14 protein-coding genes are annotated in these 15,809 nt (G+C 31.4%); 7 read left to right on the plus strand and 7 right to left on the minus strand.

Going from position 1 to position 15,809, the window contains the following annotated elements:
- The first annotated feature begins 33 nt into the window (after positions 1-33).
- Positions 34-1,596, plus strand: a complete 1,563-nt coding sequence (locus Y592_RS05770; protein ID WP_075666049.1) for a DNA-binding protein — start codon at positions 34-36, stop codon at positions 1,594-1,596.
- Positions 1,597-1,637: 41 nt separating this feature from the next.
- Here Y592_RS05770 and Y592_RS05775 read toward each other — a convergent pair whose 3' ends face one another.
- Complete coding sequence (locus Y592_RS05775) at positions 1,638-3,179, minus strand: FGGY-family carbohydrate kinase (protein WP_075666050.1); 1,542 nt, start codon at positions 3,177-3,179, stop codon at positions 1,638-1,640.
- Between the two features lie 104 nt (positions 3,180-3,283).
- Positions 3,284-4,396: a KamA family radical SAM protein gene (locus Y592_RS05780; protein WP_075666051.1), complete on the minus strand. Its 1,113-nt coding sequence runs from the start codon at positions 4,394-4,396 to the stop codon at positions 3,284-3,286.
- A gap of 364 nt (positions 4,397-4,760) precedes the next feature.
- Between Y592_RS05780 and Y592_RS05785 the strand changes: the two genes are divergently transcribed.
- Genes Y592_RS05785 through Y592_RS05805 form a run of 5 tightly spaced genes read left to right on the plus strand, consistent with a single transcriptional unit; the run spans position 4,761 to position 10,563 of the window.
- Positions 4,761-7,331 (plus strand): efflux RND transporter permease subunit, encoded by a 2,571-nt coding sequence (locus Y592_RS05785; RefSeq protein WP_075666052.1) that lies wholly within the window; start codon positions 4,761-4,763, stop codon positions 7,329-7,331.
- Entirely contained in the window at positions 7,328-8,083 is a 756-nt protein-coding gene (locus tag Y592_RS05790) for an outer membrane lipoprotein-sorting protein (protein ID WP_075666053.1), read from the plus strand. The genes Y592_RS05785 and Y592_RS05790 overlap by 4 nt, the downstream gene beginning before the upstream one ends.
- 13 nt (positions 8,084-8,096) lie before the next feature.
- On the plus strand, positions 8,097-9,287 hold the full coding sequence (locus tag Y592_RS05795) for a hypothetical protein (RefSeq protein WP_075666054.1): 1,191 nt from the start codon (positions 8,097-8,099) through the stop codon (positions 9,285-9,287).
- A 36-nt stretch (positions 9,288-9,323) separates the two neighbouring features.
- Complete coding sequence (locus Y592_RS05800) at positions 9,324-9,812, plus strand: polyhydroxyalkanoate synthesis regulator DNA-binding domain-containing protein (protein WP_077287565.1); 489 nt, start codon at positions 9,324-9,326, stop codon at positions 9,810-9,812.
- A 4-nt stretch (positions 9,813-9,816) separates the two neighbouring features.
- Positions 9,817-10,563 (plus strand): N-acetyltransferase, encoded by a 747-nt coding sequence (locus Y592_RS05805; protein ID WP_077287567.1) that lies wholly within the window; start codon positions 9,817-9,819, stop codon positions 10,561-10,563.
- Here the strand turns inward: Y592_RS05805 and Y592_RS05810 are convergent.
- Genes Y592_RS05810 through alr form a run of 4 tightly spaced genes read right to left on the minus strand, consistent with a single transcriptional unit; the run spans position 10,548 to position 15,242 of the window.
- A complete protein-coding gene (locus Y592_RS05810) occupies positions 10,548-11,039 on the minus strand; it encodes a chromate transporter (protein ID WP_077198372.1) in 492 nt (163 codons plus the stop codon). The two genes, Y592_RS05805 and Y592_RS05810, sit on opposite strands and share 16 nt — an antisense overlap.
- A gap of 9 nt (positions 11,040-11,048) precedes the next feature.
- On the minus strand, positions 11,049-13,139 hold the full coding sequence (gene topA, locus Y592_RS05815) for a type I DNA topoisomerase (protein WP_077198373.1): 2,091 nt from the start codon (positions 13,137-13,139) through the stop codon (positions 11,049-11,051).
- 1 nt (position 13,140) lies between these two features.
- Positions 13,141-14,151, minus strand: coding sequence for a 3'-5' exoribonuclease YhaM family protein (locus Y592_RS05820; RefSeq protein ID WP_075666059.1), 1,011 nt, complete (start codon positions 14,149-14,151; stop codon positions 13,141-13,143).
- Positions 14,148-15,242 (minus strand): alanine racemase, encoded by a 1,095-nt coding sequence (alr, locus tag Y592_RS05825; RefSeq protein ID WP_075666060.1) that lies wholly within the window; start codon positions 15,240-15,242, stop codon positions 14,148-14,150. The genes Y592_RS05820 and alr overlap by 4 nt, the downstream gene beginning before the upstream one ends.
- 126 nt (positions 15,243-15,368) lie before the next feature.
- Between alr and Y592_RS09315 the strand changes: the two genes are divergently transcribed.
- Positions 15,369-15,491 (plus strand): hypothetical protein, encoded by a 123-nt coding sequence (locus Y592_RS09315; RefSeq protein WP_255362970.1) that lies wholly within the window; start codon positions 15,369-15,371, stop codon positions 15,489-15,491.
- 80 nt (positions 15,492-15,571) lie between these two features.
- Here the strand turns inward: Y592_RS09315 and rpmB are convergent, their stop codons facing one another.
- The gene (gene rpmB, locus Y592_RS05835) at positions 15,572-15,781 is read right to left on the minus strand and encodes a 50S ribosomal protein L28 (RefSeq protein ID WP_075666062.1); all 210 of its coding nucleotides are present in this window, start codon (positions 15,779-15,781) and stop codon (positions 15,572-15,574) included.
- Positions 15,782-15,809 lie beyond the last annotated feature (28 nt).

The following is a 15,809-nucleotide window of genomic DNA, read 5'->3' on the forward strand; positions in this document are numbered from 1 at the left end:
GATAAAATAATATGATAATTAGGAGGTGAAAACATGAAAAAGTCTATAGTGTGGATGTTTTTGATAATTTCTTTAATTTCTATTTCCATGAGTATTTCAGATGCAAAGAAATTACCAGATGGGACAGATGTTTTGATTAGGGGAATTGTAACAGTAGAACCAGGCCCATTTGATGTTAATATCATATTTGTTCAAGATGAGAGTGCGGGTATTAATGTGTATCTTAAAGGTGGGTATTTTGAGAAAGTTAAGCGTGGGGATTTAGTTGAGGTTAAAGGTTATTTGTGGACACATAGATTAAATCGGGAGATAGTAGTGAGTAAAAATGGCGTTAAGGTGATTTCAAGTGATAATGAATTGCCAGAGCCATTAAAAATAAAAACTGTTGATATTAACGATGAATCACTTCAAGGGCTATTCGTTGAAGTTGAAGGAAAAGTTGTGAGTATTGAAAAAGGGGATACGCGAAAGATATACATTGATGATGGTAGTGGAAAGGGTATGGTCTTTATAAGGGAAAACACAGGAATATTGACTTCGTATTTTAGAGTTGGAATGAAAATGAAGGTAAAAGGTGTACTTGGAAGATATCAAGCATTTTTTGAGCTTTGGCCAAGGGGAATGGAAGATATAGAAGCTGGAGATGTTTTTCCACCAGAGGTAGGATCCGTGTTTTTGAAGAATAACAAAGTTTATGTGGTTTTTAATGAACCTGTAGATCCAACAAGTGTGAATGATAATAAAACTGTTAGAATTTCAAATGTTGAAATTAAAGGACATGAAATGTTCTTTAACAACAGAGTAATAATTTTGGATGCTGGTGTTGAAAAACCTGAAAAGATAATGATAAGATTTATAAGAGATATTAATGGAAATAAAATGGGGTCAAAAATATTATCGATTGATCCAAAAAAAGATATTTTTGAAAATAGAGTTTTATTCGATGAAGGACATGGTCAACAAGCGGGGAATGCCGATTGGGTAATTAATGGGGCATATTCTAAATTTGCAAACTCTATAGATGGGTATGTAAAAGGTACAAAGGAAAAACTTTCCTTTGAACTTTTAAGCTTATACAAGGTACTTGTAATTCCAGAACCTAACAAACCATTTGATAAGACAGAAGTACAGGCAATTGTAAAATTTGTGGAAAATGGTGGAGGGTTATTCCTTATAGCTGACCATGGTGGATCAGATAGAAACCATAACGGGTGGGATTCTCCAAAAATATTTAATCAATTTGTTAAAAAGTTTGGTTTTGTATTTTCGGAAGATAATATCCAAGAAGAACCTTTAAGATATATATATGAACATTATATAACAAGTGGTGTAGAAAAAGTAGGTGTATGGGCAGGAAGTACGATAAAAATTTTATCAGATAAGGTAAAGGTTTTAATAGCAGATAGATTTAAAAAGCCGTTTTTAGTTGTTTCAACTTTTGGAAAAGGAAAAGTAGTGGCAATTGGTGATAGCTCACCTTTTGATGATGGTACCGGTGATAGAAATGATATTTTACACAATGGTTGGGATTATGGAGATGATGCAAAACTTGCTATTAATATAGTTAATTACTTGAAGAATGATAATATAAAGTAAAATTTTTACAATTGGGAGAAGTACTTCTCCCAATTGTTTATTTAGTCTTCAGGATAGTTTGTTATTTTCTTAATATCTTTGTATACGTTTTTAAGGGAAGAATATACCTTTTTATACGCTTTATTATACAGTTTTTCGTATATTTCTACTTCTCTTTCGTTGGGTTGAAATATATTTGAGTAATGTACCATTTTTTTTACTACAGTTTTTATATCTGAAAACGCGGCAAATACACATATTGCTGCTCCAAGGCCAGAGGTTTCATGTGTTTCTGTTTTATATACGGGAAGGTTGAACATATTTGCGGTTATTTGACAGATGCGATTACTTTGTGCACCACCACCTGAAACTGTTAATCTATTTATTTTAATTTTCCCCTTCTTTTCAATTCTTTCTAATCCATCACGGAGCGCATAATTTATTCCCTCTATTATCGCTCTATAAATATGTCCTTTTGTATGTATATCTCCAAAACCAATTATTGCTCCCTTTGCATTTGGCATATCAAGTCCTGGAGTCCACATGGGATATAGAATAAGTCCGTGTGATCCTGGGGGAATATTATCGAGAAATTTGTTTAATATTACTTCGGGGGCTACTTGTAATTTTTCTGCGAGTGATATTTCTTTTTCTCCAAATTCTCTTATAAACCACTTTATTAGCCAATATCCCCTGAATATTTCTATTTCTGGGTTGTACATGTTTGGGATAACTGCCGGATACGGAGGAATAAATGGTATAGGTTCAAAGTATTTTTTAGATGTGACTTGAACCGTTGCAGTTGTCCCAAAGCTTAGACTTGCACAATTTTCGGTTATACAACCTGTTCCCAAAGTTTCACAGCCTTTATCTGAACCAGAGGTTATTATATCTATTCCTTCTGGAAGACCTATTTCTTGTGAAACTTTTTTTGATATTTTTCCAATGGAGATACATGGGTCAACTAATTTTGGAAGTTGTTCTCTTGTGAATCCAAACAACCGCCAACGCCAATTTTTGTCACTTTTAGGCCAATCTTGTTTTTTATAGTCAAATGGTATATGTCCAATTTGAGATGCTTTTGAATCGATAAATTTTCCCGTTAGTTTGTACAAGAGATATCCTGATAATAGTAGAATTTTATGAGTTTTTTTCCAAACATCTGGTTCATTTTCCATTACCCAATTTGGTCTACTTCTTCTATAAATTCTCAATGCTGTTTTTTTCATGCGTATAATTGAAAATCCTATATTTTCAATAAAATTTAGCACATTTTTCTGCGATGCTTTTCTTTGATCAAGCCATATAATTGCTGGTCTAAGGGGCTTTCCTTCTTTATCTACAAAAACAATAGTATCCCTTTGGGTTGTTATGCTTACACCTAGAACTTTTGAGAATTTTCCTTTATTTCGCTCTTTTAACCTTTTTACAGAACTTGAAAGAGCATTCCAATAAATTTCTACATCTTGTTCCGCTAACCCCGGTTTTGTAGAAAAATATGGGACGTATGTTATTTTTTCGATATCATGGAGTTTTCCGTTTTCATCAAATAAAAGTGCTCTCAAACTTTGAGTGCCGCAATCAATACTTATTGCATAGTTCATTTTTGCACACTCCAAATTTTTAATTTTTTCTATATAATATTATATCTCCAAATGGTATATATAAAATATATAAAAAAACAAGCAACCTTTAAAGGTTGCTTGTTTTAATATATGGGATTTTCAACAATATATTCAGTTACAAGTTCTTTGTAATCATCAAACCAGTATGCATTTGGATTTCTTTTGAAAACCATAATTTTCCCAGCATCCTTTGGATTGTGAGCTCTTTGATATCTGAATATTATATGTTCATCTGTAAGTGCTGAAACTTCTATCTTTCCGGTTTCATGTGACATAACAAATCTTGCTCTTTTTGCAAGCCCAGATACGTTCATTATTGCTTTTAAGAATATTTGATATCCTTCTTCAACTGGTACCGCAAAAGGTTTATTACCGGATACCGGTCTTCCTTGGAAAACGTAATATGGTGGTATTCCGATAAATGATAATTTTTGGAATAGTTCCATTAAGGTTTTCCAATTAGCATTTACCCCTTTGATTAAAGGTGTTTGGTTTGCAAGAATTGCACCAGCTTTTAAAAGCATATTAACGGCTTTAATAGCTGGTTCTGTTAATTCCCTTGGATGGTTGAATTGTGTCATTATGTATATTTTCTTTTCATCAGTTGAATATTTTTTGATAAGCTCAATTAATTCAGGATCTTCTATTATCCTATACGGATTGAAAGCAACCATTTTAGAACCTATCCTTATGATTTTTACGTGTTCTATTTCTCTAATTCGAGAAATTATTTTTTCTAATTTTTTGGTAGAAAGTAATAGAGGATCTCCTCCAGTAAGAAGTACGTTTGTAATTTCTTTATGTGATTTTATATATTCTAAATCTTTTGTTACATCTCTTGCGACTTCTTCGCCGATGTTGATAAATAATCTTTTTCTAAAGCAAAATCTACAAAAACCCCCACATACATCGTTTACCAACAAAAGAGCGGTGTCTCTGTATTTGTGTTGTAGTCCTTTGCTTATTGTATAGCTTTTTTCGTTTGAAGCATCTAGTCTTCCCCATTCTTCAAGTTCTCCTATTTGAGGAATTATAAGTTTTCTTATAGGATCATTTGGATCTTCCCAATTTATGAGATTTAAATAATAATCATTAGTTCGGAATTTGTATTTTTCCGTTACTCTTTTCAATTCTTTTTTTTCTTTATCTGTAAGCTGGTCGACTTTTGAAATGTCAATAATATACTTTACAGGCATAATATCCCTCCTTTGTAAAAAATTGGTATGTTTTCAGGAAAGAAAGGAATAGTTTGGTTGGTCTCATTTTAATTTTAACAAATATAAGTTAATTTAATATTGTTAGTAAGTAAATATATAATTGCATTTACGTATATTATATATTAAAAGTGTTGTATAAGTTTATGCAGATCAATTGTTAATTGAATTTATTACGTAATTAGAAAAAATGTATTTTATATTAAATATTAATTAAATAAAATAACTTTAGAATATGGGTTGATTTATTTTTATGCATCGCATAATTTTAACATTTTTTGTGTGTTTATTGTAACAAATAAGTGGTAGATTATATTATGCAACGCAGAATAAAGGAGGTGTTGTTTTGGAAAGGTTGGGAAGATTTGTTCAAAAGAATGCGCTTTTGATAATTATTGTTACTTTTGTACTTACGGCTTTTTTCCTGGTTCAAATTAAAGATTTAAAGATAAGGGATGACATTACAAAATATCCACCAAAAGATGATCCTTTAGTGCAAAAGTATGAATCTCTTGCAGAAGAATTTAACATTAATTCCATGGTCATGGTGGGATTTGAAATTGAAAATTCAGAAGATTTAAGAAAGATTGATGAATTAACTACCAAGGTTGAAAAGTTGGAAGGAGTAGAACATGTTACTTCGATAACAAATATTCCACTTGTTGTAAACACGGAAAATGGTATTGAGGTTTCTACAGTTTCTGAAATGCTTAAATCAGGAGAGGTAGAACCAGCGTCTCTTTTGAAATATAAAACGCTAAGGAGTAAGTTTATTTCTGACAATGGGAAATCTGGATTGATGTTAGTTTCTCTTGAAAGTGGGAAGGAATCTGAAGCATTTGAAGCGTTAAAAGATTTAGCAGAAAACAACTATTATAAAGGTGTTCATTTTTACGGAGTTTCTGCTGTGAATCAGGCTGTTAAAGAGATAACTTTTAGAAATCTAATGAAACTTGTTCCCATATCGCTTTTAATAGTGGTTGTAATTTTGACAGTTACATTTAGAAGATTTACAGGTGCTTTTTTGCCAATTTTAGGGGTAATTATTAGTGTTATTTGGACTATGGGATTAATAGTAGTTTTTGGATTCGACATTACAATAGCAAATTCCATTATACCTGTTGCTTTGATATCTATTGGTACGGCTTATTCTATACACGTTGTGAATAAGTACTATGAAGAAAAGGGAAATAAGAAAGAAAGGGTAATTTACACGTTAAGAGATGTTGGCATTGCTGTCTTATTAAGTGGTCTTACAACCGCAGTGGGATTTTTGTCATTACTTACTGCTGATATAAAACCTGTTTGGATAATGGGGATTTTCTCTAGTATTGGAGTTATGTTGTGTAACTTTATAGCGCTATTTTTTGTTCCAGCGATGTTGTATTACATAAATCCGCCTACAGTTTTTCATGTGGATGAAAAGAAACATTCAAGGTTGGTTTTAAGGCCCAAACTAACACTAACTGTTTTGATTATCCTTGTTATTGCAACGATACCATTTATTTTTAATATAAAAACAGATATGGATATTGTTAATTCTATAAATGATAACGAGAGAATTATTGTAGATAAACGTTTTATTGAAACAAATTTTGGAGGCTCTGATTATTTATTCATAGATGTGAAGGGAGATTTTAAAGATCCTGCTGTTTTAATTGCAATGGATGAGATAGAAAGAAGGTTAAATAATTTAGATGGAGTTGTAAATACATTTTCTATTGTTGATACTTTGTTGGATTTAAGTAGGGCATTTACTGGATTTTATTCTATACCGTTCTCAAAAGACGAGTTGTCAAACTTGTGGTTTTTTCTCCAAGGAAATGAAACAATTTATTCCGTCGTTAACAAACAACTAAATAGGGGGATTATACAAGTAACAGTCAAAGTTGATAGTGAAAGCAAAACAAGAAAATTAATAAATGATATAGAAAAAATTTTAGAGAGTGTGCCAAAAGGTTTTGAAGTTTCCCATACTCCCGATTTTAAATATTACGCAAAAGCACTTAATGTAGATGTTAAAAAACTTGAGAAAACATATAATTTAGTGAAGAATATGCCATTTTCTAAGATTGCAAGATTACATAGAGATGAAATTTTAAAAGCAATTGATGATGTAGAAAAATTATTAGGAGAAAGTGTAGAAGATAAAGAAAGGGTTGTAGATCAGCTTTTAAGTATGAAGAAGTTTGAAGAAGAAGAATTTGATTCTGATTTTGGCTATCTATTATACAACGAGCTTTATTTGCCTGTAAAAAAATGGAAGGCAAGTTATTTTGCAAGGAAATTAGGAATTCCATATAACGAAAATACCGAACAATATTTAAAGATAGTATCCGAAAAAGATATATATATTCCAAGTTTAAAGCCAAGTTATAGTGCAATACACACAGGTGCACAAGAAATAGCGTTGTACGTGAGTGATTTATTGTTTAAGAATCAGTATCAATCCATGTTTTTGACTTTATTCGTAGTTTTTGTACTTTTGCTTTTACAAATGAAGTCTTTTGCAGTGGGAATAATAGGAGTAATTCCGTCGATTTTTACCGTCTTTTTCAACTTTGTGCTTATGGGTATGTTAAACATACCGCTTAATACTGCAACAATTTCCATTGCTGCTATTGCAATAGGTGCAGGGGTAGACTATGCTATTCATTTTATTTCCAGGTACAAGATCGAAAGTGAAAGGTTGGGTAATAAAAAAGATGCGGTTGTAAAGACTATATTTACAACAGGAAGGGGAATAGTATTTAATGCATTGGCTGTTTCATTTGGATTTTTCACATTTGTATTTTCGGATATTAAGATGTTAAGGCAATTCGGGCTTTTAACGGGTATTACTTTGATTTTGAGTGCACTTTTAACAATATTATTCTTATCTGCGGCATTTTCGATAAAAGGAGGTAGAAAGGCATGAAGAAGTTTTTGACGGTATTTTCACTATTATTTGTTATTTTTGCATTTTCTATAACAGGTCAAGAGGTTTTGGATAATGTAAAGGATAGTTATCAGAATGTAAAAGACGAGAAGGCACTGTTTGAATTAAAAATGACTGATGAAAAGGGAAACGTACAACGAAAAGAATTTACTATTTACATGTACAAAAAAAGTGAAGATGTTGTATATGCGATAATTAGATTTAAAAAACCTGCATCTGATAGAAATTTAACGTTATTGGTAAGAGGTTCGGACAATATATATTTGTACATGCCGGCATTTAGAACCACAAAGCGTATAAGTGGTGCGGCAAAAAACGATAGATTTGCAGGTTCAGATTTTACATATAAAGATATTGAGCTTGTTTATAAGGTAAGTGATAGAAATTATAATGCAGAGTTAACTAAAGAGGATGAAAATTATTATTATTTACATATTACACATAACGATTCAGAACTTGATTTTAAAGAGTTAAATATGAAAATTGATAAAAAATTACTTTTACCAGTTTACATAGAATTTTTCAACTGGCAAGGTGAAAAGTATAAAACTATAACGTTTGAAAAAATTCAAAACATAGATGGTTATAACGTCCCAACAAGTATTGTTGCAAGAAACTTAAAAGAAAATACAGTAACAGAAATTATCCTTAAAGATGTAGAGTTTGATATAGGTATTCCTGAAAAATTCTTTTCGCCGATTACTATATCAAAACCCATTTTAAGGTATTAAGGAGGTGTAGTTTATGAAAAAATTATCTGTATTATTCTTATCAATTTTAGTTGTTTACGCATTTTCATTTACTTTGAACTTGGAAAGTGGGTATCTTTATCTTGATACAAATTTAGTTGATATAGGACAGTATAAAATGTATTTTCCATTAACATTTAGTAGTGATACAAAGTTTGATAGGACTTTTTATACAAAATCAACACTTATTTTTGATCAGGTTTATGATAGTTCTTATATTTATTTTGAAGGGGATTTCTATTCAATTTTATATCCTGCACCATTAACTTTAACCACTTTAAAAGAAGCATATGCGGAAGCTTATACAAAATTTGGTGATATAAGGGTTGGAAAATTTATTGAGAGATTGCCTGATTCAGAGATTTTCAAAGTTTATGACAAAGTTGGAAAATTTTTTGAAAGTGAAAAACTTCCAACAATAGGTGCAAGGTATATGTATAATACTGATTTTGGAAGTATAAGGTTAAATGTTTTTTCAAATTTTGTCCAATTTGAAAGACCTGCAACTTATACGTATACAGTTAAAACAGACTTACCCGACGATTCACTAATTTTAGCCTTGTTGAACACACCTTCAACTCCCGTTTTAGATGGATTAAGGCCCATGTTATCGTATGGAATGGGTTGGTTTGGTAATATTCTTGGTGTGGATTATTCTCTATACCTTACATACAAAGGAGCAGATTATTTTGTAGTAGATAAAATTTCAGAAGAAGGGTTAGTTGTTAAAAGACCTTTTGTTTTTACAATTTCAAATAGTTTAGTCTATCAGATCCCAAAGACTTCATTTTTGGTACATAACTATTTAGGTTTTGAATCTGGAAATGTTTCAGATTTTGAAATACCTGTTTCAGGTGTTGGAGATGTAAAAATTGAAGAGAAAGTACCAAGCTTGTTAGAAAACGTTTCAGGAGTTGAATATCAAATAGGTAGTAATGGATTAGTAGGTGTTGATGGGTATATTAAGTTAGTAGACCTTAAATACGATAGTTTTTTAGTGGGAATATATGGCAATTACTCAAAAGATAACTTTAATGTAAAAGGTATGGTAAAATATAATTTAGAGGATTTTGATGCGTTATACGAATTGGGCTACAACTTTGATGATTATACAGGTATTTTCTTAAGAGGTAAATGGAACAAGGATATAACTTTAGTAATGGTTGGACTAAAGTCAGAAATATAAAACCTGCGGTTTTTTTGGTTTACTATGGAGGGAACATTGCGGTTAATAAAAAAATATAAAAATAGGAAGTTATACGATACCTTAGATAAGCAATTTATTACATTGGATGATATTGCTAATTTTGTTAGAAATGGTGAAGTTATAAAAGTTGTGGATAACCTGGGTAATGATATTACCCAGGAAATTTCTTTAAAAGCGAGAATTAAGGGAAAAGTATTTGGTGGGTTAAAAAGGGAGATTGTTGAAAAATTGATACATGCTTTTATAAGGTTTTTTAATGGAAGTTCTGATGAATTTGTTGAGATTTTGTTGGATCTTGTTGATCAAGGTGTTTTAACGTCTGAAATGGCAAAGGACATAGGAAATTCGGTTATTAAACATTTTAACGAATTTAATGATAAATTAAAAGCGGATATATTAAGCGTTATAAGTTCTGCAGGTTTTGTTCCAAAGGAAGAATACGAGAAGTTAAAATTAGAATATGAGGAATTGAAAAAGAGATGCGGTAAATTAGAAAGGAAGTGAAAATTTGTATATTTCAGATAAGGCAAAGATAGGAAAAAATGTTAAATTTGGGCACAATGTGGTAATTGAAGATGGTGTCATTATCGAGAACAATGTGCAAATAGGTCATAACGTAGTTATTAGAGAGGGAACTATCATAAGGGAAGGTTCTGTTGTTGGTGATAACACAGTTCTTGGAAAGAAGCCATTTAAAGCCAAAGTATCTGCAACAACGGAGGAAAAAGAATTACCACCACTTGTTATTGGAAATTTTGTTACAATAGGGGCGTTATGCGTAATCTATAGAGGTGCAATTTTAAGTGATTTTGTTTTTGTAGGTGATCTTGCAAGTATACGCGAAGATGTGAAAATAGGAGAGTATACTATCATTGGTAGAGGGGTAACGGTAGAAAATAAAACACAAATAGGAAAGTATGTAAAAATTGAAACAGAGGCATACATAACTGCAATTTCAAATATTGAAGATTTTTGTTTTGTTGCTCCTGAAGTAACGTTTACAAACGATAATTTTTTAGGAAGAACTGAAAAGCGAAAAAGATACTTTAAAGGACCTACTTTAAAAAAAGGTGCGAGAATTGGTGCAAACGCTACAATTCTTCCAGGAATAGTAATTGGTGAAGATGCATTGGTAGCTGCAGGTGCAGTTGTTACAAAAGATATACCTTCTAAAAAAGTTTATGCAGGAGTTCCGGCAAGAGAACTAAAGGATGTGCCTGCAGATGAGTTATTGGAAAATCAAAAAAGAAAGTAGCCAATTATTCCAGATAGAAGTATAATGTATATCGGATCAATTTTTGTTTTCGTAAATAGTATAAAAGCCAACAATATCAGTATTATTTGAAAGGCATTATCAATACGCAAAGCAAGAGATTGAATGGTAAGAATTATTAGAAAAATTACTCCAAATTTTAAAGCATTTATAAGCTTGTTGGAAACTTTATTCCTAATTAGGAAAAATATAGTGGTAAAAGTAATAGGTGCAACAAGGACTGAAAAGGAATTTAATATAGCCCCCTTTATACCGTACATTTTAAGTCCCAAATATGTTGCAAGGTTCAAAAAAACAGGGCCCGGGGTCATTTGGGCCACTGATAATATTTCTTTAAATTGTTGTGGAGTAAGCCAATTATTAGACAAAACGGTACTTTGAATGATTCCTATTATTGACCATCCACCACCAAATGCTAAAAATCCAATTTTTGCAAAGGTCATGAATAGTTTTAACAAATGATCACCTCATTTGGGTTCATTCCATGACATATAATCACAGTCTGGATTTGCGCATGCCCAATATGTTTTTCCATTTTTGCTTCTTTTCATTACTACTATTGAGTTGCATTTGGGACATTTTCCGCTTGCAATTTTATAACCAGATATAGTGAAATCACAAGAATCACATTTAAAGTAATAACCAAATTTTCCTTTTTTTCTTGTAAGATTACCACCGCATTTTGGACATGCGTTTTCAGAAACTGTTATAGAGATGTGGTTCTCAATTGCTTTGTTAATATAGGCTTTATTTTCTATTATTACTGCATTTATTGTGTTATCAATACTTTTATTTTTTTGGCATGATTCACAATTTAAATACAGGCCAAATTTTCCTATTTTCAGTTTATAAGTACCTTCACAGTCTTCGCATTTTAAATCAGTTTCGTAGTTTACGGTGTAAAATTCTTTTTGTGCTTTTGAAAGGTACTTTGAAAAATCTGAATAAAATTCGTTAAGTACGCTTTTCCACTGCTTTTCACCAGTCTCTATTTTATCCAGTTCTGCTTCCATTGTTGCGGTAAAATTTTTGTCTACTATTTCTGGGAATTTTTTTGTTAAAAAGTCTTCTACTACAAAGCCAAGAAGTGTCGGAAGAAGTTCTTTCTTTTCCTTTATTACATATTTTCTTTGCAAAAGAGTGGAGATTATCGTTGCATAAGTACTTGGTCTTCCTATTCCTTCTGTCTCTAATTTTTTTACAAGTGTTGCTTCTGTAAACCTTGAAGGAGGTTTTGTCATGTCTTTTTCGGTGTTTACCTTTGAAACGTTATATGTTTTGCCTACTTTAAGATTTAATTCATTTTCTTTTTTTTCCTTTGTATTGTAAATTATCTCAAATCCATCAAATATACGGTGAGATATTGTGGTTCTAAATTCGTATTTTCCACTTTGAAATATATAAGTTTTGTCTTTATAAATTGCGTGTTTCATTTGCGAAGCAAGAAATCTTTCCCATATAATTTTATATAACTTGTATTCATCTTGATTTAATAAGTTTTTGGCAATTTCCGGAGTTATTTCTATGTTTACAGGTCTTATACATTCATGGGCATCCTGAACTTTCTTTTTCTGTTTTTTTGTTTTTTTTCCGCCTTTATATTCATTTCCAAATTTCTTTTCAATAAAATCTGTTGCCATGTTTTTTGCTTCTTCAGAAACGCGTGTAGAGTCTGTTCTCATGTAAGTAATAAAGGCAATGTGTTGACCATCTTTTGTATTTACGCCTTCATATAGTGATTGTGCTATTTTCATGGTTTTAGATACGGGGAACCCCAGTCTTGTTGCTGCATCTTGTTGAAGTGTACTTGTTATATATGGTGAGGGAGGTGATTTTTTTCGTTCTTTTTCTATAATGTCTTTTAAAATTACTTCTTTAACATTTTCTTTTATATCATTTGCTATTTTTTCCGTTACATTTTCTTGTTTTATCTTTTTTCCAGAGATACTCCACAAGCTTGCTTTAGTTTTTTTTACCTCAATAGAGACCTTGTAAAACTCTTTTGGTTTAAAGACGAATCTTTCTCTTTCTCTATCGCAAATTATTTTTAAGGCTGCAGATTGAACTCTTCCGGCACTCATTGCACCTTTTATAATTTTCCATAATAGAGGACTTATTTTGTAACCAACTATTCTATCTAAAATTCTTCTTGCAAGTTGTGCGTTTACTTTTTTTATATCTATCTCTCTTGGAGATTGTACGGATTTTTTAATAGTATTTGGTGTAATTTCGGTAAATATTATTCGATTTTTTCCGGAAAGGTTTAATATATTGGAAAGGTGCCATGCGATAGCTTCACCTTCCCTATCCATATCTGAGGCTATTAAAACTTCTTTTCCTTTTACTTCTCTTTGTATCTGTTCAACAACCTTTTCTTTGCCAGGGATTATTTCAAATTCAGGTTCGAAATTTTCGAGATTTACTCCAAATTTCTTTTGAGGTAAGTCCCTAACATGTCCTTTTGATGAAATAACTTTGTAATCTTCCCCAAGTATTTTTTCGATAGTTTTTGCTTTAGCAGGTGATTCTACTATGATTACCTTTTTTTTCTTTCCCACGTTATCCCCTCTCAGTGTGTTTTAGTAATAATCTTCTTCCTAGGTTTGGATCAAAATCGCTCCATTTTTTATTTGGATTTGTTTCCAATTCTTTTTCTTTTATATTTTGGATTCTATTTAATTTGGAGTCTAAATTTTCAATCATGTGTAATACAAAAGCTTCCGGCGTTTTTGGGAGAATAGGAGAACCCCATTCTAATTCTCCGTGATGTGAAAGGATCATATGGAGAAGTTTTTCCGAGATTCCTCTTAGGTTTAATTTTTTTATTTTTTCGTTAACTATTTCATATCCCATAACAATATGACCTATTAATTCACCTGTTTGGGTAATTTCTATACCCTTTGAATTGATCTCATAATCGTAAATTTTTCCTATATCGTGCAAAAGTGCACCAGTTATTAAAATGTCTCTGTCAAGCCATGGATATATCTTTGCTACATTATCACACATTTTTGCCACTGTTATGGAATGTTCGGCAAGACCTCCTATATAGTTGTGGTGTACTTTTAATCCCGCCGGTGAATTTTTAAATTTATTAAAAAGCTCCTTGTCATTTTTAAATATTTCCTCTAAAAGTTGTTTTAATTTTTTATTTCTTATAGATTCGATAATTTCGAAGAGCTTACTTATAATTTCATCTACGGGAATTTTTGATTCAGATACGAATCTTTCATACGAATATTCATTTTCATTTAATACAATTAAATCCGAGTCTTGATGAACGTTTAATTGAAGTCTTCCATCGTATAAAACAATTTTGCCGTTTACCCTTACCACATTGCCAACATCCACTTTTGAGTTGTTTTTTTCTGCGTTAAACCAGTCAATAGCTCTTAAAATCCCTGTTTTATCTTCAAAAGTTATTAGTAAATATTTTTTACCATTTTTATTCTCTAGGAGTCTTTTGCTCTTTACTTTTACAATTAATTCAACATCTGAGTTTATATAATTTTCGAGTTCAGATATGAAAGGTTCTTTGAATTTTTCTATCAATTCTTTGGGTAATTTCAAAATTCCACCCCTTTGTATATTTTTGGGACTCTACTGGATATTCTGCAGGTTACTTCGTAATTTATTGTTCCCACTTTTTCTGCAATTTCTTCTGCACTTATTTTTTCTTTTCCTTGCATACCTATTAATACTACTTCATCACCTATTTTCACATCATCATCGACTTCTACTACAAATTGATCCATGCAAACCCTGCCCAAGATTCTTCTTCTTTTGCCGTTTATCAAGACCTCTCCTTTGTTTGATAAATGCCTCCAATATCCATCTGCATATCCAACGGGAATTGTTGCAATTTTCATTTTTTTTGGTGCTTTAAATGTTCTACCGTAACTTATTGTTTCTCCTTTTTCAATATATTTTACGTGAGAAACCATACTTTTCCATGAAAGTACAGGTTTGAGATTTTCATCTGTTACTTGTAAACTTGGCATAAGACCGTAACTTGCAATTCCAACTCTTATATAGTTTTCCATGGGTACTAGCTTTGAGATTGCACCTGCACTATTGTTTACGTGTTTTATTTTAACATCTAAATTTGTATTGGCAAATAATCTATATTGCTTTTTTGTAAACTCTATATCTTCTTTATCTTTGGAATCTGCAACGGCAAAGTGAGTGTATGCACCTTCAACTTCAAAATTATTTTTAATAAGTGCCTTGAAAAACCTTTGAGCTTCATTTGGTTTAATTCCTAGCCTATTCATTCCGGTATTGATGTTTATGTGAACTTTTGGTTTTCTTTTTAAGTTTTTGTATAATTGAAGTTGTTCCCAAGAAAACATTGTAATGGTTATATTATTTTTTACGGCAATTTCGACAAAATCTTTATCTATGTAGTTAAATACAAGTATATTTGCTTTAATTCCATTTTCTCTTAATGTTAATGCCTCTTCTAAAAAAGCCACGGCAAAATAGTCAATTCCAATTTTTTCCGCTGCCTTTGCAAGGAAAACAGCACCATGGCCATACCCATCAGCCTTTACTACAGGCATTATTTTTGCAGGAGCACATTCTTTTTCAAAATGTTTTAGATTATGTATATAATTTTTAAGATTTATTTCGGCAAAAGTTCTTCTACTTTCCGTAAATATCCCCCCATTGGTGGAAAAGCATAAGTTTTACCTTCAGACCTTATTTTAACACAAAATATAGAATAACGAAAATATTCGATTTTTGATATAGAAATGGATTTTTCGTAAAAGAGAGAACTAATTTCAATGAAATCTCTATTGAGATTAACGGAAAAAGTAACGGCTTCCAAAAAGAGGGAAGTTATAGTAAAGTATGAGGAAAAAGTTATCACAAAAACAGGAAAAGAAATGGGGAATTTTAATATGTAGTATAAAGGATAGTGTGAAGATAAGAAAAATAAAATTACCAATATTTTGTACATAAAAACAAAGCGGGGAATACCCGCTTATTACGCCTCCACGCTTTTGCTAACGTATCTTCTAACTTTCCCCGCGCTTAGACAGCTCGTACATACCCACATTCTCTTTACTTTTCCTTCATCTGTTATTACTCTTACTTTTTGTAGGTTAGGTTTGAACCATCTATTTGTTTTTCTGTTTGAGTGTGAAACGTTCTTGCCGGTAACGGGTCCTTTACCACAAATTTGACATCTTGCCATTTTCATTCTCCCCTTTCTTTTTTATTTT

It is taken from the genome of Thermosipho sp. 1070, assembly GCF_001682135.1.
GTDB lineage: Bacteria > Thermotogota > Thermotogae > Thermotogales > Fervidobacteriaceae > Thermosipho > Thermosipho affectus.

Bases quoted from the DNA above. Each gene is read 5' to 3' on its own strand.
- Y592_RS05770 (WP_075666049.1), top strand. From the start codon at position 34: ATGAAAAAGTCTATAGTGTGGATGTTTTTGATAATTTCTTTAATTTCT.
- Y592_RS05775 (WP_075666050.1), bottom strand. From the start codon at position 3,179: ATGAACTATGCAATAAGTATTGATTGCGGCACTCAAAGTTTGAGAGCA.
- rpmB (WP_075666062.1), bottom strand. From the start codon at position 15,781: ATGGCAAGATGTCAAATTTGTGGTAAAGGACCCGTTACCGGCAAGAAC.
- Y592_RS05790 (WP_075666053.1), top strand. From the start codon at position 7,328: ATGAAGAAGTTTTTGACGGTATTTTCACTATTATTTGTTATTTTTGCA.
- Y592_RS09315 (WP_255362970.1), top strand. From the start codon at position 15,369: ATGAAATCTCTATTGAGATTAACGGAAAAAGTAACGGCTTCCAAAAAG.
- Y592_RS05795 (WP_075666054.1), top strand. From the start codon at position 8,097: ATGAAAAAATTATCTGTATTATTCTTATCAATTTTAGTTGTTTACGCA.
- Y592_RS05780 (WP_075666051.1), bottom strand. From the start codon at position 4,396: ATGCCTGTAAAGTATATTATTGACATTTCAAAAGTCGACCAGCTTACA.